Here is a 23,798-nt window from a genome sequence, read left to right as displayed (position 1 = left end):
TTTATTTAGTAAGATTATGGATGAATTGCTCGGTTGTTAGTACTATAGAAAATTCATCGTGCAATGTAGCTAAAAAAATGGCATGTATCATTTCTGCATCATAATAAGTATCATTTTGATCTTTTATATCGAAAGCTGTTACATTTAAAACATAGAACGTATTCTCATTGAGGAAAATCTGATTTAAGCCTTTATCGAACGTAATCACCCAATCATAGTCCTATGATAAATCCTTTTAAGTCATACTAACTTGAACAATATTTGTCTTTTCGTTTTCATTAAACGAATTAAAACTAATTAAACTTCTTACTGCTACGATAATGAAAGTTAGTAAAGCAATGGTTACTTTTTCAAATTAATCACCTCATCTACTATGAAATAATTCCCATTTTAACATAGTTGTCCATGCGATGTGTTGACTTAAAAACAAAACCAAAGCGTCGTTTGGTAACATTGCATAAAAGACTTTTATTCCACAATATCGCCCTATTGTGGAACAAGCTAAAGCTTTTCATATTCAACTAAAAGGCCCTGTTTGAATAATAATAGAAGTTATCTCCTGATTGTTCTGCTCCGCTAATGCCCCTGTAACTTAAATATAAATACTGTAAGAAAAAGGAGAATAATCGTAGCAATGAAAGACTTTATTGCTTTTGTGTTTTGTTTTTCTTTTATTTCATAAACTCCAATAACTAGCATCATTGCTAATGAAAATGACAGCAAATAAGGAAATAAATTATAGTTATCAACTATCCATACATAAATCAATAAACCAATTCCGTATATAAACAGGACAACTTTCATTACTTTTAACATAAATTCAACCTCCCTTATGAGTAACATCCTTGCTTATTAAACTAAAGCACCCGTTAGTTGAAGAAGGATGTGTTTGTCATATCGAACAATTTTTTCACATTTAATTTTAATTCCGTTGATATTGAATTTGGACAAACTTAGTTAATCTAAATAATAGATGTTGAATTGAGTTTTATTTAATTAGATAAATCTTTTTATAGTCAATTTTTCCGTTTGGTTCCATTTCAATACCAGCAAAAGGGCTATCATCTCTAATATATAAATGGTGAGCGCGGTGAGACAAAAACTTAGTCGTTGCAGCCTGTTGTATTAGTTTTTCTACCTCTTTAAACAATTTGAACACTTGCGGAACATCTCGGTAATTCAGTATTTGTTCTAGTAATTCATCTACCTTTTTTTTTGTTTTTCCGTCCAGAAACATTGTAATCGGAAATTGAACCGACTGATAAGTATGAAGTAATGATATAATCTGATCTTGTCCTAAGGCAATGCCACCTATATAAATATCATAATTAGATACGAGTTGTTCTGATGGTGCACGATAAGGGGCAAGCTCCATTTCATACTCAATTCCGTAAGCTGTCAGACGTTCACTTAACGTATCTATGGGAGTTCATATACTTCACTTAGTAGTTGGAATCCTTAGCCTAATCTGGCTATTCCAAGCTTTTCAAAATGCCAAAAAGAAACAGAAATCTTTCTGGCTACTTTTAAGTATTGGTATAGGCCTTTATATAAGTTCCAACTTTTTGTCGCTCTATTTTCAATTTTTTCAAGGCTCTGTTTTATCTGAGGATATTAAATATCAGATTTGGTCTTTTTCCTATATCTTCTATTTGGCAGCTCTAATTATTAAAATCAAAAGCAGAAGCTCTTCTTTTTTGAACAATTATGTCTTTAATATTGTTATTTTCATGGTTACTGCCACAACAATCAGTATTCACTATCTGATTCATCCAGTGCTGGCACTTTCCGGAAATTCCTGGTTGATGACAATCACGACCATCATCTACCCTATTGTCGATTTGACCATTTTGTTCATCATCACCGTTATGTTCTACCTGATTCAAAGTAAAAAAGAAAAAGAGTATATGCTATTTTGTGTAACGGCTTTTTTCTGTCAGGTAATGACTAATTTAATATTTACATATTTGTCTTTGAAGGAAGCTTACCATCCCGGACACTCCGTTGATCTTTTAAGAATACTTGCCCTTTTCTTTATCGGAATGACAGCTTTCTATGCTAAGAACAGCAAGAGTAAATTGAAGATGGAAGTCCCTAATCCGCTCGGAAACAAAGACATCATTATTCCATACACTAGTATTTTTGTGCTACTTTTCTTGGTCATTCAAAGCTATCAATGGAAATTTAATGCACTCAGTATTGGTTTACTTCTAGCCTTTTTGATTGTTCTGGCCCGTCAATTTCAAATACTTTATAAAAATAAGAATCTAATGAGTCAATTTAAACATTTAGCTTTCCATGATCCACTTACGGGATTAAGAAACCGCAGAAGTTTTATTCAAGAAACAGAAGCTATTTTACAGAACCATCAAGAAGATCAAGTAGCTCTATTATTAATTGATTTAGACCGATTCAAAGTAGTGAATGACACACTTGGTCATCATGTGGGAGATGATATTTTAGTCAAAACAGCCGAGAGGTTAAAAGAAATGGTAAGCACAGATGCTCTCATCTCTCGAATAGGTGGAAACGAATTTACAATTGTTCTTCCTAATACATCAAAAAAGATGTGCGCTGCTTTAGCAGATAAAATATTAGAAGCTTTTCAACAGCCTTTAATAATGAAAGACTATGAAATTAATATAACACCGAGTATCGGAATTAGTATCTTTCCGGAGCATGGCGTGACTAGTGAAGAACTAATGAAAAATGCCGATGCAGCTATGTATCTTTCCAAGGAAAATGGAAAGAATGCTTTCAGTTTTTACAATACAGAACTAAATAGAGCGATGGTCCGGAAAATGCAAATAGAAACGGAGTTAAAAAAAGCGATTCAAAACGAGCAGTTATCCCTTTTTTATCAACCTAAAGTGGATTTACATACCGAAAGAATTATTGGGATGGAAGCATTGCTGCGTTGGGAGCATCCCGATCTAGGCTCGATTTCGCCAGTAGAATTCATCCCAGTAGCGGAGGAAACGGGTCAAATTGTTTCCATTGGAGAATGGGTGTTACTTCAAGCTTGCCAACAAAATAAGAAATGGCAAGAACAAGGACTACCATCCTTGTGTGTCTCTGTTAATGTATCTGTTTTACATTTTCAACATGGGCAATTTTTAGAGACCGTTCAAAAAGCGATAAAAGAATCACAATTAGATCCCAAATTTTTAGAACTTGAAATTACAGAGAGCATCATGCAAAACTTCAAAGAAAGCAATGAAATTCTGGAGGGTCTAAGACAATTGGGTATTAAAACTTCCGTGGATGATTTTGGAACAGGGTATTCCTCGTTGACTGTTCTACAAAAATTACCGATTGATACGATCAAAATTGATAAATCCTTCGTAGATGAATTGGAAAAAGAAGGACATAACTTTATGGTAAAAACGATCATCGATCTAAGTCACAACCTTGAACTAAACGTAGTGGCTGAAGGAATAGAAACCGATAGACAAATGAAGATATTGAAAGATAATGGTTGCATGATCGGTCAAGGGTACCTTTTCTCTAAACCAGTAGCTGCTGATGAATTGGAAGTACTGTTGCGAGAAGAAGTTAGTAGATAGAAATATATAATAGGAAACCCCATCAGAGAAAATCTCAGATGGGGTGTTCTTTTACTTTCTCAGTGTCTGAAAACAAAGCTTAGTACTCTATGCGTACAGCTTTTCTAGATTGAATAGGGGTTCACTTATGTTCTCTGCGAAAGAAACAGCGTTGAAATATACGGTATTCACTTTTTTGTTTCTTATACAAGGCCTTCATTAATCTTTTCAATCAAACTTACTGCGCTTCTTTTTCATCAAAAAGAACACCAAAAATTTTAAATAATACAAAAAATACAGTAAAATGTTTGTTACGTTAGACTAAAAAATATGAAAAATTATTGCTGTAATACAGAAAATTTTGGTGAGTAGAAGGTCGAAAATGGAGTGTAGAGGTTTTCATTATTAATCCTGTCTATACCTAATTTCATCCAATGTAAAAAGAACGCAATCCTACTTACAGGATAGCGCTCTTTAAAAATGTTCCTCTATTAAATTCCTAAAACTACTTTTACATGTTGCTTCACTTGCTCAGAAGTTTGCATAGACAATGCTTTCTCCGCAAGTTGTTGCATTTCGGTTTGCGTTAGCTGATTGATTTGTTTTCTTGCTTTTAGCATGGTCGGGGCACTCATTGAAAACTCGTCTAATCCTAAGCCGATGAGTAATGGAATAGCAATTGGATCTCCTGCCATTTCTCCGCACATTCCAGCCCATTTCTTCTCGGCATGAGCAGCATCAATCACCATTTTGACTAATCGTAAAATAGCCGGTTGATATGGCTGATATAGATGGGCAACAGATTCGTTCATTCTGTCTGCTGCCATCGTGTACTGGATTAAGTCATTTGTACCAACACTGAAGAAATCTACTTCTTTTGCAAATTGATCCGCTAACACGGCAGTTGATGGAATTTCTACCATTATACCTATTTCAATATCTTCTGATACAGCTGTACCTTCTTGTATAAGGCGTTCTCTTTCTTCTTGTAGCATCTGTTTTGCTTCTCTGAATTCCTCTAAAGTCGCAATCATCGGGAACATAATTTTAAGATTGCCAAATTCACTTGCGCGCAATAAAGCACGTAGCTGCGTTCTGAAAATCGTCTGTTCTTCTAGGCAAAGGCGAATTGCGCGGAAACCAAGGAATGGATTCATTTCTTCCGGAAGATTTAAATAAGGAAGGTGTTTGTCTCCTCCTATATCCAATGTACGAACAACGACAGGCTTATCGCCCATTTCTTCTAGCACTTGTTTATATGCTTGGAATTGTTCTTCTTCTGTCGGCAAAGCATCTCGTTCCATGTACAAGAACTCAGTACGATATAGTCCGACTCCTTCTCCACCGTTTTCCAACACACTCTCTACGTCTTTTGGCGTTCCAATGTTCGCAGCGACTTCCACATGTATGCCATCTTGGGTAACCGTTGGCTTATTTTTAAGCAAGAGAAGCTCTTTCTTCTCGGCTTCTTGTTCCTTTATTTTTGCTACATAGCCCTCGATTACATCAGGAGCAGGATTAATAATGACTTCCCCATTATCTCCGTCCACTATCACTATATCTCCTTGTTTAATAGTAGCTGTCGCATTTTTGGTACCAACAACCGCAGGAATTTCTAAAGAGCGAGCCATAATCGCAGAGTGAGACGTACGTCCACCCATATCCGTTGTAAATCCTTTTGCGAACGCTCTATTTAGCTGAGCTGTGTCTGATGGGGCTAAATCTTTCGAGATGACAATAACTTCTTCATTGATTAACCCGATATTAGGAACTTCCATCCCTAATAATCGTGCAATTACTCGCTTCGTTACATCTTTTATGTCCGCTGCACGTTCGCGCATATATTCGTTATCGAGCTGTTCGAACATAGCGACGTACATATCGGCAGTTTCTTGTAACGCTGCTTCTGCATTAACAGATTCATCTTTTATTTTTCCTTCTACAGTACCGATTAGTTCTGGATCACTTAGTACAAGTAAATGAGCATCAAAAATAGCAGCGTTTTCGGCACCTAAGTCCACTTCTGCTCGGTCACGGATCTTTTGTAGCTCTAGCTTTGCAGCATTAACTGCCTCATTAAATCTAGTGACCTCTTCTTCTGTATTGGCAACAGAAGCTTTCGTAACTGTTAAATCTGGTTCCGTCATTAAAAATGCTTTACCAATGGCAATACCACCTGATGCAGCAATTCCTTTTATATTTTCTGTCATGACGCAATGATTCCTTCTGATTTAAGATAGCTTTCGATTCCTTCAAAAGCCTCCTGTTCATCTGTTCCTTCCACATAAATCGTAATGGTTGCTCCTTGCCCTACGCCAAGAGACATGACACCAAGGATCGATTTAAGATTTACTTTTTTCTCTTTATACTCCATGGAAATATCAGAAGCATATTTAGTTGCGACTTGAACCAGCCCTGATGCTGGTCTCGCGTGAATGCCTGTTTCTGCTGTAACTGTGTATGTTTGATTTATCATAATAATACGCTCCTTAAACGGTTTTATCTTTCTATAGACAAGTTCTCATACTGTTGGAGAATCATGTCAAAAAGCTCTGTACCTGGATTTATGCTCGTTGTTTTTTCTATTGTAAATTGGATACCTTTTTGTTTAATCATTTCTTGAATTTCATTGGCCTCCGCATCTTCTTTAAAATCATAGTGAAGTGCTGCAGCTATCCCTTTCGTCAAATATTCGGGAATGTCACCGAACATTTCTACATATTGGATCGCCGGACGTACAAGTCGGTCCGTGTTTTGCAGCTTACGCATTGGTGAACGCCCAACTCTCGTCGTGTCATCCGAAATGTATGGATTAGCAAAACGGCCAATAATTTTTTGTACATATGCAGCATGTGCTTGCTCATCAAAAGAATAAGCTGCAGTTAAATATCTGCCTGTCTCCTGTAAAACGAGCTCGATCGTTTCTCTGATTTCCGTATTTTCCAATGCTTCATACATATTGCGTATACCAGCTAAGTAGCCAAAGTAAGCGACAACAGCATGACCTGTATTGACCGTGAACAATTTACGTTCGATAAATGGTTCCAGGTCCTGTACGAATGTTACTCCTTGAACCTGCGGAGTTGTACCTTTTATCTCGGACTCATCTACTACCCACTCAAAGAAGGGCTCTACTGTTACCGCTAGCTTATCGGCATTTGTTTGATTTGGGACAATTCGATCTACTGCTGCATTTGGAAAGCTAAAGTATGTGTCAAATAGACCTTTTTCTTCATCCGTCAGCTCTGCATAGACCTTTTCTTTTAAAAATGAACTGCCACCAATCATATTCTCACACGCAATGATCGTTAATTCTTTGTTCGCTTGTGTTAAACGCTTTTTTAAGCCTTTAGCGATTAAGCCAGCTATCAGTGGAAGAATATTTGCTCCTACCGCTGCAGTCACAATATCCGCATTTGCTATCTCTTCCACGACAAGTTCTGGATTCTTTATACTATTGATTGCATGCACATTTTCAACGAGCAGCTCTTCTCCCGAAGGATCTGCAAGCTTTATTGTATACTGCTGTTTGTCATTTAACATATCAACGATCTCTTCATTGACGTCGACAAAACAAGTTTTATAACCCGACTGATGAAGCAACAAACCGATAAAGCCTCTTCCTATATTTCCTGCTCCAAAATGAACGGCCTTCATATTAGTTCACTCCTTCAAAAAATGAAAGGATGTCCTTCGCTGTAGTAGCGTTCACAATCTTCTCTACATTTTCTACTTCGGAAACAGTAATAGCGATATTAGATAAAACCTCTAAATGATCGTCCCCTTTACCGGCAATACCGAATATCAGCTTCACGATGTTACCATCTCCAAAATCTACGCCATCCGGCACTTGAATAATCGTGATACCCGTTTCCTTGATTTCTTTCTTGGCATCATCAGTGCCATGTGGAATAGCCACAAAGTTCCCCATGAATGTAGATGTCAGTTCTTCTCTTTCTAACATTTTTTCGATATAGTTCTCTTCTACATATCCTCTATCTACTAAAATTTGACCTGCTAAACGAATGGCTTCTTCCTTTGTTGCTAATTGTTGATTCAGTAAAATATTTTCTTCTGTTAAAATTGATAATGCCATTGTAAAACGCCTCCATTATTTTATATTTTCTCTGATGAATTGTTCGAATTCTGTTGCTAAAAATGAATGGACCTGAGATTGATTACCTGTTTCAAATAATAGTGTACTTTGTTCATCTTGAATGATTAACGTACTGATGAAACTTAATACTTCTAAGCCCGCTTTTCCAAAGGTCTCAGGAGAAAGCAACATTAGTATTGTGTCCACCTTTACATCATTACCATCCATTCCTTTTATCCAAATTGCGGATTCCATTTTGTGAACGGTGAACGATGGTTTATGAACATATTCGCTGCGCGTATGGTATAGAGCGAGTTTAGTACCGGGAATACCAACGCCCCCACTCTTTTCCCTTTCTAACAAAGCGTTTGCAACCATCTCTTTTGCTAGAATGACTTCCCTATCCTCAAGCAATGCACAAGCTTCTTGTAAATAGTGCTCCACTGTCTCCTGCTGCCTTAATTCTGAAAGCTGGAAATTGGTTAAAATAGACAGAATGACATCTGAGTACTCATGAAGTTTTTCTATTTTCTCCGTCAAAGCATCTACCGTTACCGGACTTTCCTTTACAATCGGGGGAGTTTTTTGTATAAGCATTTTCCTTCTTGCATACAGTTGGACTTGGTTAATCTCTTCTGACGTTAAAAATGGATTTACCATAATATATTCCCTATAAAAATCCTGCAAGTAAATGGTAGAGATGATCAAATCTCGATCGGTGATTGTCGGTGCCAGCTCATTTAACTCAAATACGGAAATATTGGATACCACGGAAATCTCCGGGATTTCTCGCAATAGTCTAGACGCCAAGAGCTTAGAAGTTCCTATTCCACTTGAACATATGACGTAAGCCTTTAAATCACCTTTTCTTAATACTTCGATTAAAACGGCCCCAAAATGCATGACCAAATAGCCAATTTCATCTTTTGGAACTGGTAGGTTCGGAAAAACTTTTTTCACCGCTATCTCCACTTGAGCAAACAAATCACTATAATTTGATTGAATTTCTTCTAGTAAAGGGTTTACAATCCCCATATTTTGCTCTATACGATGGATAGCAGGTTTTAAATGGGTGACTAATCCTTCCAAAAGGGATTTATTACTAGATAAGTGGAAGCCCGTTTGCTCTTCCATCTCCTCTATTAACTTCTTTGCTTGCCTATACAGTTCAATATTAGTAGCAGCATCTAGCCCTCCGTCTTGTTGACGCAATTTAGAGCCTTGAAGATGCATCATTATATACCCGACTTCTGCTTCTGGAATGTCCACTTGAAAACAATCCATCAGTCTATTAATAATATTTTTAGCGATTGGGTATTCAGGTTCCAGTGCTATTTGTTTTAAATAAGCACTATCAATGGTAATATTTTCGCCCTGCAATATCCGTTCAATAGCTAAGGCAAGATGAACAATCAACCCTACATATGCACTATCTGTCATAGACAACGCAAAGTCTGGGTATAGTTCTTTCACCACTTCTTCAATCTTCCCTAATTTTTCACGATCGACCAGCTGTAGGAGTCTTTCCGAAATGGGGTCCTCATACCTACTTGAGTTTTGATGAATCTGTTCTTTTATTAAAGAAAATAATCCTTCTTCCTTTAAGGTTTTGGATAAAGCGTAACTAATTGCTCGACGTTTTGCGTTTTCTGTTCCTGATAGCTCTACACCGTACCCTCTTTTTTTCAAAATAGAAAGCTGAGCTGGACGTAACTGCTCCTCTAGCTTCATCAGATCAGCACTAACCGTTGAAATAGAAACGCCCAAATCTTTCGAGAGAGAATAGAGCTTGACTGGTTCCGTTGCTTCATACAACATACATAAGATTAAGGTTAACCTTTCCTCCAACGTATATTCCCGCTGCGTGAACTTTTTAAGCTGCAGAGCTAATTCTTGCTTTCTTCGTTGTTCCCCAATAATTTGAACGCCAACACCCGATTTCCTAACCAATTCAAGCTCATAGGAATCTAAAACGCTTTGAATATTGTTTAAATCACGTTGGATTGTTCGTGAGCTAACATCAATCTTTTTCGATAATGCTTTAATCGTTATTTCTTCTTGTTCCCCGATCAATGCTTCCATAATCATTTTTTCTCTGCTCGAAATAAACGTAGTCCTCACCCCATTTCTTACAATCCAAATTATTGGCAAAACCCAGCCTATAAAATAGGCCGAGTTTCGGATGTTGTGCTTATTTTTTTAGTTGTTCGATTAGTTCATCATATTTTGGGCTATTTAAGAAGTTCTCAACAGAAATATGATGTGCATTTGGCGCTTGATCTTTCGCACGACTTGTCAAATCTTTATGCGTGATGACTACTTCTGCATCTGCTGGAAGATTGCTAACTGCCGTATTCGTGACAGACACGTCTAGCCCTTCTTTTTTAATTTTATTTTTTAAGATGGATGCTCCCATAGCACTCGAACCCATACCTGCATCACAAGCAAAAATAATATGCTTTGTATCGGCAAGAGAAATTGCTTTAGATGTAGTAGGCTGAATAAGCTCTGCTGCTCTGCTCTCTTTTCCTTTTAGGGTAGAAGTTTTTTCCGTTGCTTTTTGTAAATCGCCTTCCTCTACATCTTTAGATGTTCTTAGGATAAGCGCAGCAATTAAGAAAGAAACTGCAGTAGCAACAATTACTCCTAATAATACGCCAACATGGTTTCCTTTTGGCGTTAATGCCAGGATAGAGAAAATACTTCCTGGAGATGGTGCCGCAACAAGACCAGCATTGAAGATTTGTAATGTGAAGATACCTGATGCTCCACCAGCGATCGCCGCTAAAAGTAACTGTGGCTTCATCAAAATATAAGGGAAATAAATTTCATGAATCCCACCTAAGAAGTGAATGATTGCTGCCCCAGGTGCGGTTTGTTTTGCTGTCCCTTTTCCAAAGAACATAAATGCAAGTAGTATTCCAAGACCAGGTCCAGGGTTTGCCTCTAATAAGAACAGAATCGACTTACCTGCTTCAGAAGCCTGCTCAATTCCAAGTGGCCCTAGAATTCCGTGGTTAATTGCATTATTTAAGAATAAAACTTTCGCAGGTTCTATGAAAATACTCGCAAGTGGTAATAGACCAGCATCGAAAATGAATTGCACACCAGCTGCAAGGAAATCAGTTAATGCGTTAACAGCTGGACCGATTAGCTTATAAGCAACGAGTGTTAGCAAACCACCGATAATACCAGCAGAAAAGTTGTTGACAAGCATTTCAAATCCTGCTTTAACTTTTCCTTCAATTAGCTTATCAAATTGTTTGATCGCCCATCCACCTAAAGGACCTACAATCATCGCTCCAAGGAACATCGGAATATCTGCTCCAACGATTACCCCCATCGTTACAGTAGCTCCGACTACCCCTCCTCGAAGCCCGTGAACAAGTCTACCACCAGTAAAACCGATTAATATAGGTAGTAGATAATTGATCATTGGACCAACTAACTCAGCAAAATCTGCATTCGGCAACCAGCCAGTTTCAATAAATAAAGCAGTAATTAGTCCCCATGCGATAAACGCACCAATATTCGGCATAATCATGCCACTTAAAAAACTACCAAAACGCTGTACTTTTACTTTGAACCCTGAACGCTCTTGTTGTTCTGTACTCATTTTTGAACCTCCCCTTTTTGGATGTTTTAAAAACTTTTCTTGTTAATTAAAATATTAAAGCGTTTACATTTTATATTCAACAAAATGTAAACGCTATCATGTCGTCATTAACTACGACAAAATCGTACTTGTTCAGTTGTCATTATTTGAGGATACTTTTCTTTTAACTAGTGCGCACGGAAATAATCTTCAATTGCTCCCCAAATTCTAAGCGGACAACTTTTCTTGCTTGAATAGCTGTTCTAGCTGTTACTGGTATGGTTTGCAATTTATCATTGATTTCTGCCTCTACGACAAAGCATTTAGCTCCACATTTCATCGATATCACCTTTCACCTGTCTGTTACCTTAGATTATATCCCTAACCTTTCTATTTTCCTATGAATCTGTTCGATTGGCAGAAAGAATTCTAGCAAAATATTGAGTGAGCATTTATCTTGAATTCTAATTAAACAAGGAATAATATACTTGCTGTAAGGGAATATTATTTAATCCGGAGGGATTTTACATGCATAAAGAACCAATCAATGTCAGCGCTATTATCAATGGCGAAAAAATATATACAGAGAAAAAAATTACGCGTGAAAATCCAACGCATCCAGAACAAATCGTTGGTTACGCGCCAAACAATACGAGAGAGGAAACAATCCAAGCAATCGATGCAGCTCATGAAGCTTTTAAAACATGGGCCTGGAGTGATGTGGACGATCGTATCGAAAGAATGCAACGTGCCATTCAGAAGATTAAAGACGCAACACCTGAAATTGCCGAGTTACTTTCACGCGAACATGGGAAAGCATTGTATGATGCTCATGGGGAAATTGCTGTTTCACTGATGTGGATGGAATTTGCTGTGGAAAACGTGAAAAAAGTAACAGCACCTGAAGACCAAAAACATGAAACAGGCCGAACTATTATTTCACATGACCCGATCGGTGTCGTATCCGCAATTACACCTTGGAACTATCCGATTTCATTATCTACTATTAAAATTGCGCCTGCTTTGTTAACAGGAAATACAATGGTGCTTAAACCAAGTCCATTTGCACCTTTAGCAGTTAGTCGAGTAGCGGAGATCATTGCGGACGAGTTCCCTGCAGGTGTGTTGAACTTATTGAACGGAGATGCAGAAGTAGGCGTTGAGCTAACATCCAACCCGAAAGTGGCGAAAATCGCCTTTACTGGTGGGACAAACACTGCAAAATATATCATGAAAGCAGCATCTGAAACGATTAAAAATATGACACTCGAGCTTGGTGGTAACGATGCAGCAATCGTATTAGAGGATTTTGATGTGAACGATGAACGTGCATTACGCAGAATGGTTATTTCCAACTTCCTAACAGCTGGACAAATTTGTATGATTGCCAAACGTATCTACGTACACCGTTCCATTTATGATGCATTTGTTGAAAAATATACAGAAGCAGCAAACAAATGGATCAAAGTAGGCGATCCATTCAATCCAGAAGTTACAGTTGGTCCAGTTAATAACAAAAATCAAGTAACCTATGTGAAAAGCTTAGTGGAAGATGCAAAAAACAAAGGGGCAAAAATCGTTCCATTAGGGACCATTCTAAACCCTGAATTAATGGATAACGGCTACTTCTTACAACCAACACTTGTGTTAAATGCAGATGTTCATGACCGTGTCGTAGTAGAAGAACAATTTGGTCCAACTGTCCCAATTCTTCCATTCGACGATGAAGAAGAAGTGATCAAATTACACAACGAAAGCATCTACGGTTTAACAAGTTCCGTATGGGGCGAAGAAGAACATGCCATTAAAGTTGCACGTCGTATCGAAGCTGGTACAACGATGATCAACACTGCCGCTATTCAAGGATTAGACGTTCGCTTCCCATTTGGTGGAGTGAAACAATCTGGTGTAGGTCGCGAATACGGTTTAGATGGTATTAAATCTTATACAGAAACACATGTCATTAATTTGCCAAATGACTTGGAGTTACCTTATATTCCGGAATAAAAGAGCATTAAAAAAGAGCATTAATCCTCCTTGGGTTAATACTCTTTTTTCCTGTAGTAGCGTAATTTCTTCTTAAAGGAAATTTAGATAACTCATCTCAGTTCTATTAATATTCCAAACAAATTAGTATCTACTAACATAACTTGGATACTTTAGTACTTTCATTCTTTTTAGTGCAAAAACAATTGGTGGAATAATAACTAGCAGTAGCAATCCTGGCAAAGCAGTCACAAAGGCTCCCGCAATAAACGCTTCAAAACCATAAGTCTGTTTGCTTCACGTAAATGGTTTACATTCGCACGAATTTGCTGTACACCGATTTTTAATTTCGGAAAATTTCTTCCTAGAACTGGTTTAGTAATCGGTACAAAAATTTCCTCTGCATTTAATAAAAAGCTATGTGCCACCGTTTCACCAAATTCCTCTAAACAGTATTCTTTCGGAGTAATAAGTGAATAAACTGTTCTTCTAAGAAGCTCATCCTGAAGAACGCTCTGTGACGTCGCATTTAATAAAATAAAGTCCGCTCCTTCTTCATAAAAAGTTTTCTTTATTTGGGAAATAGTATCGTCAAATGGAATCGCCGATATACCAAACTTAACTATTTCTGGTGTATGGATAATTTCTACAACATCAATCCATGGGCGTTCTTTAAAATAATTTGGAAAGATAGTTAAACGCATATATTCGTCATTAAAGACAGTTAACTGAAATGGTCCACATCCAACCGGAACTCCTATTCCTCCACTATTAATCCATGCATGAGATACAATCGCCATTTTAATATTGCACAAGAAACGCGGAAATAAAGCATTCGGTTTTTTGAGTGTAAGTTCGATGCAATACGTATTCAGCTCAACAATTTTTTCAATCGTGAACAAATCATATTCGGTGCTCACCGTTCTCTTTAAAGATGCAACTACATCGCGACTCGTCAACTTTGACCTATTATGGAACTCGATATCTTTACGAAGTGTAAATCTCCATATACGGTAATCTTCAGTATGATAGGCAAATACTAAATTTGGTCGTACCTGCTGTGTCTCAGGACAAAATTAAAATAATGTTTCACATATCTGTCGCGCGAAATGACTGTCATGTCTTGATAAGACTTTAATTGGATCTAAATTAAGTTCCACTTTTGGGTAGGGATAACGAAAAACATCCAGTTCATCGTCGGATTGTGTAAAGCCGAATCGTTCTGACAGCCATGTATTCACCTCTGGATCCGCTAATAGCTTATATTCATGTAGTATCTTGTAAGCTCTGTCATAATGTGCTCCTTGCCACAGTTCATCAAATGCTATATAAATGGCCTGAAGTTTCGGTAATTTAATTTTGAGTAGTGGCTTTTTACCGCGTCCTTGATAAGTCTCCCAATCAATCCACTCTGATTCATAACACTTTTTGACTATGGTTTTCGCATATCGTGTTGAGCATTGCCAAATGGTTTGCTAGCTCCTCAATCGTGGTTTCGTAACTAACAAATGGTTTGTACTCTTATATAAAGAACAATAAATACCGAATCATTAATATCCTCCTAAAAGGTGAATTAATTATTTTTATTTTTCACTTTTTGTTCTCCTTTTTATATTTTACCATTAGTATAGGAGGGATTATATGAATTTATATAGCAATAAAAACTTTATTATTCTTTATTCTATTACGATTTTATCCACATTTGGCAGTACCATTTACACATTCATTTTGCCTTTGCTAATTTACGATATATCCCAATCTGCTTTAGCGATGAGTACAATACGTATTGTTGATTTTTTACCGAATTTAGGCATGCTTGCTGGGGCTATTGTTGATCGAGTGAATCGTAATATCATGATCAAATATGGGGGATTATTAAAGATGATTCTATCCATCCTTTTAACATTCGTCATTTACTTTAATGCTGTGGAACTATGGCATTTGTATCTGTTAGGTTTCCTTATTTCTACCGTTAGTTATACTGTTGGGAATGCTAGTCATGCTATTGTACCTCAGCTTTTCGATAAAGCTTTGATGACTGATATTCAAGCGAAGTTTTCATTTGTAAATACGTTTGTCTCGATTATTGGTCCCTCCTTGGCAGGTGCGCTACTCCTTGTAATTGCATATGATCATTTAATGATTGTATACACAATATCGCTAGTCTTTATTTGGATTTTTAGTTTATTTATCGATCAGACATCGACTCCTGAACGACAGAAAAATCAGTCCATTCTTGAGGATATGAAAGAGGGTCTTCACGAATTATTTGGTAATAAGCTACTTCTTACACCGACGATTTCTATTTTATTTGTGAACTTAGCAACTAGTTTAATAATCGGGGTACTAGTGTTTTATGTCGTAGATATTTTAGGTGAAACGAAGGAGCAACTTGGTCTTATGTATTCGATCGGGGCACTAGGAGGGCTAGTGGGGGCTCGACTTATTAAACCATTAAGAAAACGTTGGACTAGAGGTGCTATTTATATCGGGCTTCATGCCATAGATGCATTCGTTCTAGTATTATTTTTCTTTGCATCTACCTGGTGGCAACTTGGGATTCTATTAGCTTTACGTTCATGTACAACGGTAATCACTAATATTATTTATTTAGCGGTTCGTCAAGAATCTACACCAAATCATTTACTCGGCCGTGTCGCAGGTACTTCTTCAATGTTTATGAAATTGGCGCTCCCAATTGGGTTATTTATTGGGGGGATTTGGGCAGAAACATTACATATACCATATATTTTTCTTTTCTCAGCTATTATCGTATTTAGCATCAGTTTATTATTACGAAAAAACAATCTTCAAACGTTGGTGTAAATACACCGATTTTTTTAAATAATCTAATAAGGCGGATGGAATAGGGATGGAATAGAATACTATTTAATCCGCCATTTATATACTTGTAGTAGCATTGTAATAAAGTTTTATCAAAAAACAATTTGTATAACCATATTTTACGACAAACAACATGAAGCAATTTTGAAAAAAATTAAGCAAAATGGCTTCTTAGTTAATCTCTTTTAGTGGTCCTTATTCAACTAAAGCACCCGTTAGTTGAAGAACCTCCGAATTACTCTTATCATAATTAAGTCTCTTGTTTTTTCCTGAAATATATTCTTAAAATCTCGTCCATACCCCAGCCAATTAATGAGATAAGTGTTGATGCAACTAAGAAATATGAGTCAAACGCATTGAAATTTGTAAAAATAAACCTTGAATCAAGAATCAAAATCAATAAGACTACAAAGCTGGTGCCAACAAATAAATGAACAATTAATGAAAAGAATACTCGTTTATTGCCATCAAAACGATTGTTCATCTTATCCGAGAGAATTGATATAGGAATCCCAAATAAAAGAATAACAGGAATTGCATATATACTAGTAAAGGCAATTAACGCAGGTAACTCCCATATTGTACTCCCTTCTATAAGCATAAAAAACAACCCAATAATAGGTGCAGATATTATAGCTGTGCAAATAAATGCCAATATTTTTCTCTTAAACACTAAATCCCCCCCTTATTAAGATTATTATTCAAATGGATCGCCGAAATCTACTTGATGTTTTGGACGTAAAAATAGACCATCAAAGTGATGGTCATGTTTAACTAAAGCACCCGTTAGTTGAATAAGAAAAATTAATATTTTTGAAATAGAGCAGTCAACAAGTCAGGTACACCAAAAACCTCATTCGGCTGTTTTATTTCCTTCATTTTTCTTATTTCAATTTCCTTGAAATCCTTAAAGATGGATCTTAACTTTTCGTCAGTATAACCTAATCCACCTTTTAGGCTCCGCAACCTATAAACTTCCCAATCCGAAATATCAGCCCCGCCAAACTCCCCACCTTGAACAAAACAAGTAATTGCAAAGAAACCATTTGGTTTTAAAGCCTTTTTCACTAAATCTATGTAACTCATTCTTCTATGAGGAGCAATATGGTGCAAGCAACCTGAATCATAAACAATGTCATATGTCCCTTCTGCAATGTCTAACTCAAAGATATTTTCATTGATGAAGTTTACACTTACACTTTTTTCATTTGCTCGTTCTTCTGCCCATTTAAGTGACTCTTGAGATAAATCTACTGCATCAACAGTGCAACCTTTTTCAGCAAAATAAATTGCGTTCCTACCCGGACCACAACCAAGTTCAAGGACTTTCCCTGGAATAAACAGGCTTTTTTCAAAATAACTTACTAAATTTTCATCAGGAAAATTAGCAAAAAAGGGAACACCCCTTTCACGGTCTGAATAAAATGTATCCCAAAACTGAGTTGGCTCTCTCAATAAAGAATCTAACATTTTCAATAAATCTTCATAGTCATAAATAGTTTCCTTCAAAAGTTATCCCTTCTTTCAATTAAAATATCCTCTATTTAATTCTATAAATTTTACATAAACCCTTGTTTCGAGAGTATTAAAAACATATTAATTTTAAATGGAAACCAACCCACAATTCATCTCTTTTTATACCTCTCAGCGCTCTATAAAAGCACCAATTTTGTATTACAAATATTATTTAATGGATATCCTACTACTTTCTTAAAAAATAGCTATTAAAGAAAGGTATGACGTTTATATTGGATGAGCAATTTCCATAATTCTCTTTAGATATTACAAATATTACATTGTTAATTAAATCTTTTTAACATTTTCTTTCTTCAACTAACCTACCGCTTTAGTTCAATAAGAAAAAAACTTTACCCCTTCTTGAAGTAAAGCACCCGTTAGTTCAATAAGAAACAATGTTTGTAGGGATTAGTGTTATGAGTAAATATTAAATTTAATATACCGATATATTGATTAAGTAACATATTGGAGGTAATGAATACATATGAAGAAAGGTTTGTTATCTGCATTAATAATCCCGGTATTATTTTTATCAACTGTTACAATAACGGAAGCATCAACTAAAGTAATGTGGGGGAAAACCGAGTTTGTTAAAGGACAAATTGGTAAGGTGACAGTGTTGAATACAACTCAAATCTATCAAAATAACAATGATGGCATATTCAAACAAAGCACTAGATCTCTGAGAAAAGGTGAGGAATTTAGAGTCTATAGCTATAAGGGTCAAGATGGTGGCTATTATGGACTTGGCGGAGGTTTATTCGCAAAGAAATCAACTGTTGTAAAATATGAAACTCCATCTAAAGCCAAGCTCAAATTATTAGAGGATAACTCTCTCTCTTCCTCTTCAAAGGATAGCGAAAAATATCCTGATGGATGGGTTGCACCTGTATCGAAATCAACTTGGAGTTCTAATCAAGCAAACAATTACACGGTTCTTCAAAATGAGCTTGGATTCTCAGATGGTGGTCGCTCATACAATGTTCGTGGTGTACCAGGTGCGATTCAAGTGATTAGCCAGGGAGGTAGCGGTTCTTATGAAGTTGGAATTAAGTTTCGTGGTTGGGTAGATAATTCTATTCCAGAAACTTATCGCATTCCTATTGTAGCAAAAGAACTTTTTAAATTTTACTTTGGTGGCGATGGAGATAGAATTCTAGGATACTTTAATAACAATGACATTCCAGAACAATTTACTGCTAACGGAAGAGCTGTAAAAGCCTCTTTCAGTCAAGCAGATGGAGCTATCTATCTTGAGGTAGGCAAAAGAAATAATTAAATAGTAGTTGAATAGTAGTTGAATAGACATAAAGCTAAGGGTATTATTCTCTTAGCTTTTTTGTAAGGAAAATGTGTGTTTTTGTTCAACTAACCTGCTGCGTTAGTTTAAGTGTAATATTTCACAATGGTTTACCAAAGTCTACTGGATGTTTTGGACGTAGAAATAGACCACCGAAATATGATGGCCTTGTTTAACTAAAGCACCCGTTAGTTCAATAAAAAGTAAAACAAAATTGCTACCGCAAAACTTGGAATTGCAATCAAAGCTGAACGAAAACTAACATTATTCCTTTGATTTCTATCCTCGACTGATTCAGTTGCTAGGTTAGCCCTCATTCTATCTCCACTTACTAAAACACCCGAAAAAACGAAGGATATCACAATAAAAAATAAACCAATTCCACCTGTAATCGTAGTAACCATTTCAATATTCCATATGACAATAGATACTAAGACACCTACTAGAGATAGAATAATTCCAAGTAATAAGTATTTCAAACTATCCCCCCCTCATATATACTACGACTGTGTATGAAAAAGGTTTCTGTTATTTAACTAAACTGTTTCGTTAGTTCAATAAGTTCAACAAAAAGAAGCGTTAATCATCTTATAACAATGTTTTATAGGTTATTAAATAATATGGAAATTACTGTTCCCATTCATTGTTATGCTCTGCTAACACATATTCTCCTACTTCATCGGTACATTGAACTAGAATATATTTACTAACTATATCCTTTGTTTCGATTGAAATACTTGGGCAACTAAACTCTTCAATAAATTTACTCCACAGAAGTTTTCTATCCAGTTTACGAGTAAAATCAATATTGTTATCTTTATATTCCAATGTCGTAACAATTCTTTCTCCTTCTTCTCCAAAAGCTATAAAATCAATTTCATCATCTTTTCCAGTTTTTACATTCTCCACAAATTTATTAAGGCGTTCTACATTTTCAACATGATTAAAACCTTGTTTTTCGACAATCTCATCATTATTATTTGATTGACATGACGTAAGAAAAAAAGTAAAAAGTATTAAACTCATAATCATACGATGTATATCTTTCAACCTCCACTTCACTTAGATAATATAAATATAATCTATCATTATATTTCCTCTTGGAGCTAATAATGCCATACCGGAAACAACTACTTATTAAACTAACCAGCCCCGTTAGTAAAAAAACACTTCTTATGTCTATAATTCTATTAAGTTGGCAATAATCCCTTTAAGAGTACTATTTTAGGGGGAATGGAATTGTTACTGTCTAAAGCATGGTCTTCGTTTGAAGCCGATAAACGAATAGAGGGCTTTTCGCTACAAACGTTAAAGGCCTATCAGTTACAGTCTTTGCTACTAATTGATTATTTTAAGGATGTAGAGATGGAATTGCTCGATATAAATCAACTGAAGGAATATCTTGCAATATCCGGCAAGCATTTAAAACCAGTCAGTCTTGCACATCGTATCCGCTTTATGAAATCATTTTTTCGTTGGTCTCATGAAGAAGGATACCTGAGTAAGAATCCAACTTCCAAAATTAAAGAACCCACAGTGGGAAAGCGTATACCCAAGTATCTAACCGAACGGGAGTTTGAACACCTTCGTGAATCCTGTCATTCCCCAATGGAAAAAGCGATTTTCGAATTTATGTTTTCTACCGGTTGTCGGATTGGAGAGATTGTTGCGTTAGAAAAGAACCATATCAATTGGTCCAATCAATCCGCGATCGTTAGAGGAAAAGGTGATAAGGAAAGGGAAGTTTATTTTAATACACGTTGCGACATATGGCTTAAACGCTATTTAGAAAGCCGGAATGACCATCATCCTGCCATCTTTGTGACTGCAAGACAGCCACATAAAATGAGTGTCGCCCAAATGCGGTACAGGTACATCATCAAGCGGATCTCCAAACGGGCTGAAATCAATAAAGCGATCCATCCACACCAACTTAGACTCAGCTACGCAACTCATTTGTTGAATAATGGAGCTCCTATTGAAGTCATACAAAGTCTTATGGGGCATGAGAAAAGTGAAACCACCAGGATATACGCTCAATTAAGCGGGAGGCTAAGGAAAGAGTATTATCAGAAGTACTTTTAAATGTAAAAGTAGCAACGTCTTAAAAGACGTTGCTACTCGATTGAATATTACCTTTTCTTCACTAATTTCTTCTTTTTTGGTCGATTTTCAATCGTTTTTGCGTTAATCCTTCTTATAACAACCCTACCAAAGCTTAAAAAATAGATCACTTACTTTCCACAAAGCTTAGACATTTGCTCACATAATTATTTTTTTGAGTTAATTTTATTTAACTCAGTTGATTTTGCTCTTACGTAAAGGGTTATTGTCCTCAAAAAACAGTTTTTTAGTATTATTATGTCATTTCACGATAATTTCAGTATAATTGTGTCAATATATAGTGACACAATTATACTAATAACTACATAAAAAAACCTGATAAATCAGGTTTTTGTGTATCAGTATTTTTATGTCTCTCATCATTTATTGACGAGTGACATTATTGTTTGGACTAAAGTGACACAAATGTTTATACTTTCACTTTTTGCAATACAGTCCAAACATTTGTGTCACAAATAACGGTCTCTTCTTTAGAAGTCGTTTGACTGATTGGATCGTAGCATTAGTATTCTTATCAACCTCAGATATGATAACATCCGCTATTTGCTTATCGTATATTTCAAGCATTTCCTCTGTGCAAGTACCTTCCGATACTATTTTTATATCGTCCGATTGCAAACCTTCCTTAATGCTAGAACTAACCATCTTTTGATTATCGATAATTGCAACGTTTATCATATGAACTGCTCCTCTCTAAATGAGTTTCAAAGGTATGTAACCTTTGAATACCCCTTTTATTAATTTCTTTACTCATTTATTGCTTTCTCTCTAGCCAACAAGCTTTTTAGATCTTGATAATCCATGGAAATCAGAGATTCTCCGTTTGGCCCATTGTTCACTTTTAGCTTTTTTGGTTGTTCTATGATGTGAGTAATTTCAAAGTTCTTCACTCAAACACCACCTTTATCTGAATAATTGCACTTCTTGTAATAAAGCATAGTACATATGGCTAATTTGCACGCCAGTTATTGTTACTTCGATTAGTAACTGTATTCCCTAAAATATTTTAAAAAGCGATTTGAACTAGAAAAAGTAGGTGCTTATCTTATCAAGTGTTTATAGAAATTGGGAAGCTGCAGATAAGTTAGAGCTAAGAATTGCATTAATAAGTGCCAAGATTATTCTCTGTTATTTATGTAAAATAAAAATGCACAAAAAAAGGAGCTTGGAAATGTATCTCCAAGCTCATGTATCTTGCTATCCGTTTTTATTAATGCTCCCGTTAGTTGAACAAGCACCTTCTCTTCTATTATAAATTTGCCTTTATAGAAAAAAATATAAAGAAAAAAGCAGTTGGATAAAAAATTCCAACTGCTAACATTCATATCAAAGTTATTTCCAAATTGTATGGAAACTGCCTTCTGCATCTGTTCGCTCATACGTATGAGCGCCAAAGTAATCGCGTTGTGCTTGAAGTAAATTGGCACTTGAATTTCCAGTGCGATATCCATCATAGTATGCAAGTGCTGCACTTAATGATGGAAATGCAAGACCAGACAATGTACTTTCAGCGATCACTTTTCGCATACCATTTTGGTACGCCTTCGTTTTATCTACAAAATAAGGTGCTAGCAATAGATTTGCTGTGGAAGGATTTTCTTCATATACTTCACTAATTGTATTTAAGAATTCTGCACGAATGATGCAACCACCACGGAAAATCAATGCTATATCCTTAAGTGGTAAATTCCAGTTGTTTAAATCAGAAGTCATTTTATACTGCGTAAATCCTTGGGCATATGCACAAATTTTCCCCATATACAATGCTTGTCTGACATACTCTATCCATTCTTCACGATCTAATTCCGAATTGCTTGTATCAGGACCGGCTAAGATGGATGAAGCATGAACTCTTTCCGCTTTCAAATGAGAAATATATCGAGCAAAAAGAGATTCAGCGATGATTGAAACAGGGATTCCATTATCGATTCCTTGAACACTCGTCCATTTGCCAGTGCCTTTTTGACCTGTTTTATCTAAAATAACATCAACTAGTGGAAATCCAGTTTTGTCGTCCACTTTTCTCAAAATATCAGCCGTGATTTCAATCAGATAACTTTTCAGTTCACCTTGATTCCAATTTTCAAAAATATCAGCAATTTCATTTATAGGAATGTGAAGACGTTCTCTTAAAAATGTATACGCTTCGGCAATGAGCTGCATATCAGCGTATTCAATCCCATTATGCACCATTTTCACAAAATGGCCGGCCCCGTCAGGTCCCATATAAGCACAACAAGGAGTTCCATCCACCTGTGCAGCTATTTTCGTCAAAATAGGCGCGACTTGTTCATACATTTCTTTTTCTCCACCTGGCATGATAGAAGGACCTTTTAATGCACCTTCCTCTCCACCAGAAACACCAATTCCTAAATATCCAATACCTTTTGCTTTTAAATCATTAAAACGACGAGCGGTATCTTCAAAATGTGAATTGCCGCCATCCATTACAATATCCCCTTCTTCTAAGTATGGGACAAGGGTATTGATTACTGTATCTACTATATCGCCTGCCGTCACCATCATGAATAGCTTTCTTGGGGACTCCAGTGATTGGACAAAACTTTGAACATCATAGAACGGGTAAATCTTTTGTTCATTTGTTTCCTGCATAAGTTGATCCGTCAAATCTCTCGTATAGTTATAGACAGACACCATTTCACCTTTGCTGGCCATGTTCAACGCGATGCTTTTTCCCATCACACCAAGACCTATTACTCCAATCGTATTACTCATCTAGTAACGACTCCTTTTTTATACAAATAAGAAAAAATCTTTTTACACTAAATA

The 23,798-nt window shown here is 36.2% G+C and carries 23 protein-coding genes and 1 pseudogene; 5 read left to right on the top strand and 19 right to left on the bottom strand.

The window, feature by feature from the left end:
• Position 1: 1 nt before the first annotated feature.
• From PGC35_RS07230 to PGC35_RS07220, 3 genes are all read right to left on the bottom strand, one after another.
• Positions 2–208: a hypothetical protein gene (locus PGC35_RS07230; RefSeq protein WP_375218692.1), complete on the bottom strand. Its 207-nt coding sequence runs from the start codon at positions 206–208 to the stop codon at positions 2–4.
• 368 nt (positions 209–576) lie between these two features.
• Positions 577–816 (bottom strand): DUF3953 domain-containing protein, encoded by a 240-nt coding sequence (locus PGC35_RS07225; RefSeq protein WP_375218691.1) that lies wholly within the window; start codon positions 814–816, stop codon positions 577–579.
• A 172-nt stretch (positions 817–988) separates the two neighbouring features.
• Positions 989–1,375: a hypothetical protein gene (locus tag PGC35_RS07220; RefSeq protein ID WP_375218690.1), complete on the bottom strand. Its 387-nt coding sequence runs from the start codon at positions 1,373–1,375 to the stop codon at positions 989–991.
• 322 nt (positions 1,376–1,697) lie between these two features.
• Here PGC35_RS07220 and PGC35_RS07215 point away from each other — a divergent pair, with 322 nt between their 5' ends.
• Positions 1,698–3,566 (top strand): putative bifunctional diguanylate cyclase/phosphodiesterase, encoded by a 1,869-nt coding sequence (locus tag PGC35_RS07215; protein WP_375218689.1) that lies wholly within the window; start codon positions 1,698–1,700, stop codon positions 3,564–3,566.
• A gap of 470 nt (positions 3,567–4,036) precedes the next feature.
• Here PGC35_RS07215 and ptsP read toward each other — a convergent pair whose 3' ends face one another.
• From ptsP to PGC35_RS07180, 7 genes are all read right to left on the bottom strand, one after another.
• The gene (ptsP, locus tag PGC35_RS07210) at positions 4,037–5,755 is read right to left on the bottom strand and encodes a phosphoenolpyruvate--protein phosphotransferase (RefSeq protein WP_375218688.1); all 1,719 of its coding nucleotides are present in this window, start codon (positions 5,753–5,755) and stop codon (positions 4,037–4,039) included.
• Positions 5,752–6,021: a phosphocarrier protein HPr gene (locus tag PGC35_RS07205; protein WP_336499497.1), complete on the bottom strand. Its 270-nt coding sequence runs from the start codon at positions 6,019–6,021 to the stop codon at positions 5,752–5,754. Before PGC35_RS07205 ends, ptsP begins: the two co-directional genes overlap by 4 nt.
• 23 nt (positions 6,022–6,044) lie before the next feature.
• Entirely contained in the window at positions 6,045–7,202 is a 1,158-nt protein-coding gene (locus tag PGC35_RS07200) for a mannitol-1-phosphate 5-dehydrogenase (RefSeq protein WP_375218687.1), read from the bottom strand.
• Position 7,203: 1 nt separating this feature from the next.
• Positions 7,204–7,641, bottom strand: a complete 438-nt coding sequence (locus PGC35_RS07195; protein WP_336499499.1) for a PTS mannitol transporter subunit IIA — start codon at positions 7,639–7,641, stop codon at positions 7,204–7,206.
• A 15-nt stretch (positions 7,642–7,656) separates the two neighbouring features.
• Positions 7,657–9,729 (bottom strand): BglG family transcription antiterminator, encoded by a 2,073-nt coding sequence (locus PGC35_RS07190; protein WP_375218686.1) that lies wholly within the window; start codon positions 9,727–9,729, stop codon positions 7,657–7,659.
• 103 nt (positions 9,730–9,832) lie between these two features.
• Positions 9,833–11,257: a PTS mannitol transporter subunit IIBC gene (locus PGC35_RS07185; RefSeq protein WP_375218685.1), complete on the bottom strand. Its 1,425-nt coding sequence runs from the start codon at positions 11,255–11,257 to the stop codon at positions 9,833–9,835.
• Between the two features lie 163 nt (positions 11,258–11,420).
• The gene (locus tag PGC35_RS07180) at positions 11,421–11,576 is read right to left on the bottom strand and encodes a hypothetical protein (RefSeq protein WP_375218684.1); all 156 of its coding nucleotides are present in this window, start codon (positions 11,574–11,576) and stop codon (positions 11,421–11,423) included.
• A gap of 188 nt (positions 11,577–11,764) precedes the next feature.
• Here PGC35_RS07180 and PGC35_RS07175 point away from each other — a divergent pair, with 188 nt between their 5' ends.
• Positions 11,765–13,243 (top strand): aldehyde dehydrogenase family protein, encoded by a 1,479-nt coding sequence (locus PGC35_RS07175; RefSeq protein WP_375218683.1) that lies wholly within the window; start codon positions 11,765–11,767, stop codon positions 13,241–13,243.
• Between the two features lie 227 nt (positions 13,244–13,470).
• On the opposite strand, the pseudogene PGC35_RS07170 reads toward PGC35_RS07175, so the two are convergent.
• Positions 13,471–14,262: pseudogene (locus PGC35_RS07170) on the bottom strand (ABC transporter substrate-binding protein); the annotation flags it as partial.
• A 36-nt stretch (positions 14,263–14,298) separates the two neighbouring features.
• Positions 14,299–14,691, bottom strand: a complete 393-nt coding sequence (locus PGC35_RS07165) for an SgrR family transcriptional regulator (protein WP_375218752.1) — start codon at positions 14,689–14,691, stop codon at positions 14,299–14,301.
• 172 nt (positions 14,692–14,863) lie between these two features.
• On the opposite strand from PGC35_RS07165, the gene PGC35_RS07160 reads away from it, so the two are divergent.
• Positions 14,864–16,048, top strand: a complete 1,185-nt coding sequence (locus tag PGC35_RS07160) for an MFS transporter (protein WP_375218682.1) — start codon at positions 14,864–14,866, stop codon at positions 16,046–16,048.
• 268 nt (positions 16,049–16,316) lie between these two features.
• Here PGC35_RS07160 and PGC35_RS07155 read toward each other — a convergent pair whose 3' ends face one another.
• Positions 16,317–16,739: a hypothetical protein gene (locus PGC35_RS07155; RefSeq protein WP_375218681.1), complete on the bottom strand. Its 423-nt coding sequence runs from the start codon at positions 16,737–16,739 to the stop codon at positions 16,317–16,319.
• Between the two features lie 131 nt (positions 16,740–16,870).
• On the bottom strand, positions 16,871–17,575 hold the full coding sequence (locus PGC35_RS07150; RefSeq protein WP_375218680.1) for a class I SAM-dependent methyltransferase: 705 nt from the start codon (positions 17,573–17,575) through the stop codon (positions 16,871–16,873).
• Between the two features lie 493 nt (positions 17,576–18,068).
• On the opposite strand from PGC35_RS07150, the gene PGC35_RS07145 reads away from it, so the two are divergent.
• The gene (locus PGC35_RS07145; RefSeq protein WP_375218679.1) at positions 18,069–18,863 is read left to right on the top strand and encodes a hypothetical protein; all 795 of its coding nucleotides are present in this window, start codon (positions 18,069–18,071) and stop codon (positions 18,861–18,863) included.
• Between the two features lie 209 nt (positions 18,864–19,072).
• Here PGC35_RS07145 and PGC35_RS07140 read toward each other — a convergent pair whose 3' ends face one another.
• Together PGC35_RS07140 and PGC35_RS07135 are read right to left on the bottom strand one after the other, a co-directional pair.
• On the bottom strand, positions 19,073–19,363 hold the full coding sequence (locus PGC35_RS07140; protein WP_375218678.1) for a DUF5316 domain-containing protein: 291 nt from the start codon (positions 19,361–19,363) through the stop codon (positions 19,073–19,075).
• Positions 19,364–19,511: 148 nt separating this feature from the next.
• Positions 19,512–19,934 carry a DUF4362 domain-containing protein gene (locus PGC35_RS07135; protein ID WP_375218677.1) on the bottom strand — a complete coding sequence of 141 codons (423 nt, stop codon included), beginning with the start codon at positions 19,932–19,934 and terminating at the stop codon, positions 19,512–19,514.
• A gap of 189 nt (positions 19,935–20,123) precedes the next feature.
• On the opposite strand from PGC35_RS07135, the gene PGC35_RS07130 reads away from it, so the two are divergent.
• Positions 20,124–20,969, top strand: a complete 846-nt coding sequence (locus PGC35_RS07130; protein ID WP_375218751.1) for a tyrosine-type recombinase/integrase — start codon at positions 20,124–20,126, stop codon at positions 20,967–20,969.
• Positions 20,970–21,425: 456 nt separating this feature from the next.
• Here PGC35_RS07130 and PGC35_RS07125 read toward each other — a convergent pair whose 3' ends face one another.
• From PGC35_RS07125 to gnd, 3 genes are all read right to left on the bottom strand, one after another.
• Positions 21,426–21,686, bottom strand: a complete 261-nt coding sequence (locus PGC35_RS07125; RefSeq protein ID WP_375218676.1) for a helix-turn-helix domain-containing protein — start codon at positions 21,684–21,686, stop codon at positions 21,426–21,428.
• Positions 21,687–21,754: 68 nt separating this feature from the next.
• On the bottom strand, positions 21,755–21,898 hold the full coding sequence (locus PGC35_RS07120; RefSeq protein ID WP_375218675.1) for a hypothetical protein: 144 nt from the start codon (positions 21,896–21,898) through the stop codon (positions 21,755–21,757).
• 442 nt (positions 21,899–22,340) lie between these two features.
• Positions 22,341–23,744 (bottom strand): decarboxylating NADP(+)-dependent phosphogluconate dehydrogenase, encoded by a 1,404-nt coding sequence (gene gnd / locus PGC35_RS07115; protein ID WP_375218674.1) that lies wholly within the window; start codon positions 23,742–23,744, stop codon positions 22,341–22,343.
• Between the last annotated feature and the right edge of the window lie 54 nt (positions 23,745–23,798).

The organism is Psychrobacillus sp. PGGUH221, assembly GCF_042055255.1.
Classification (GTDB): Bacteria; Bacillota; Bacilli; order Bacillales_A; family Planococcaceae; genus Psychrobacillus.
This window is presented reverse-complemented; position numbering and strand designations above follow the sequence as displayed.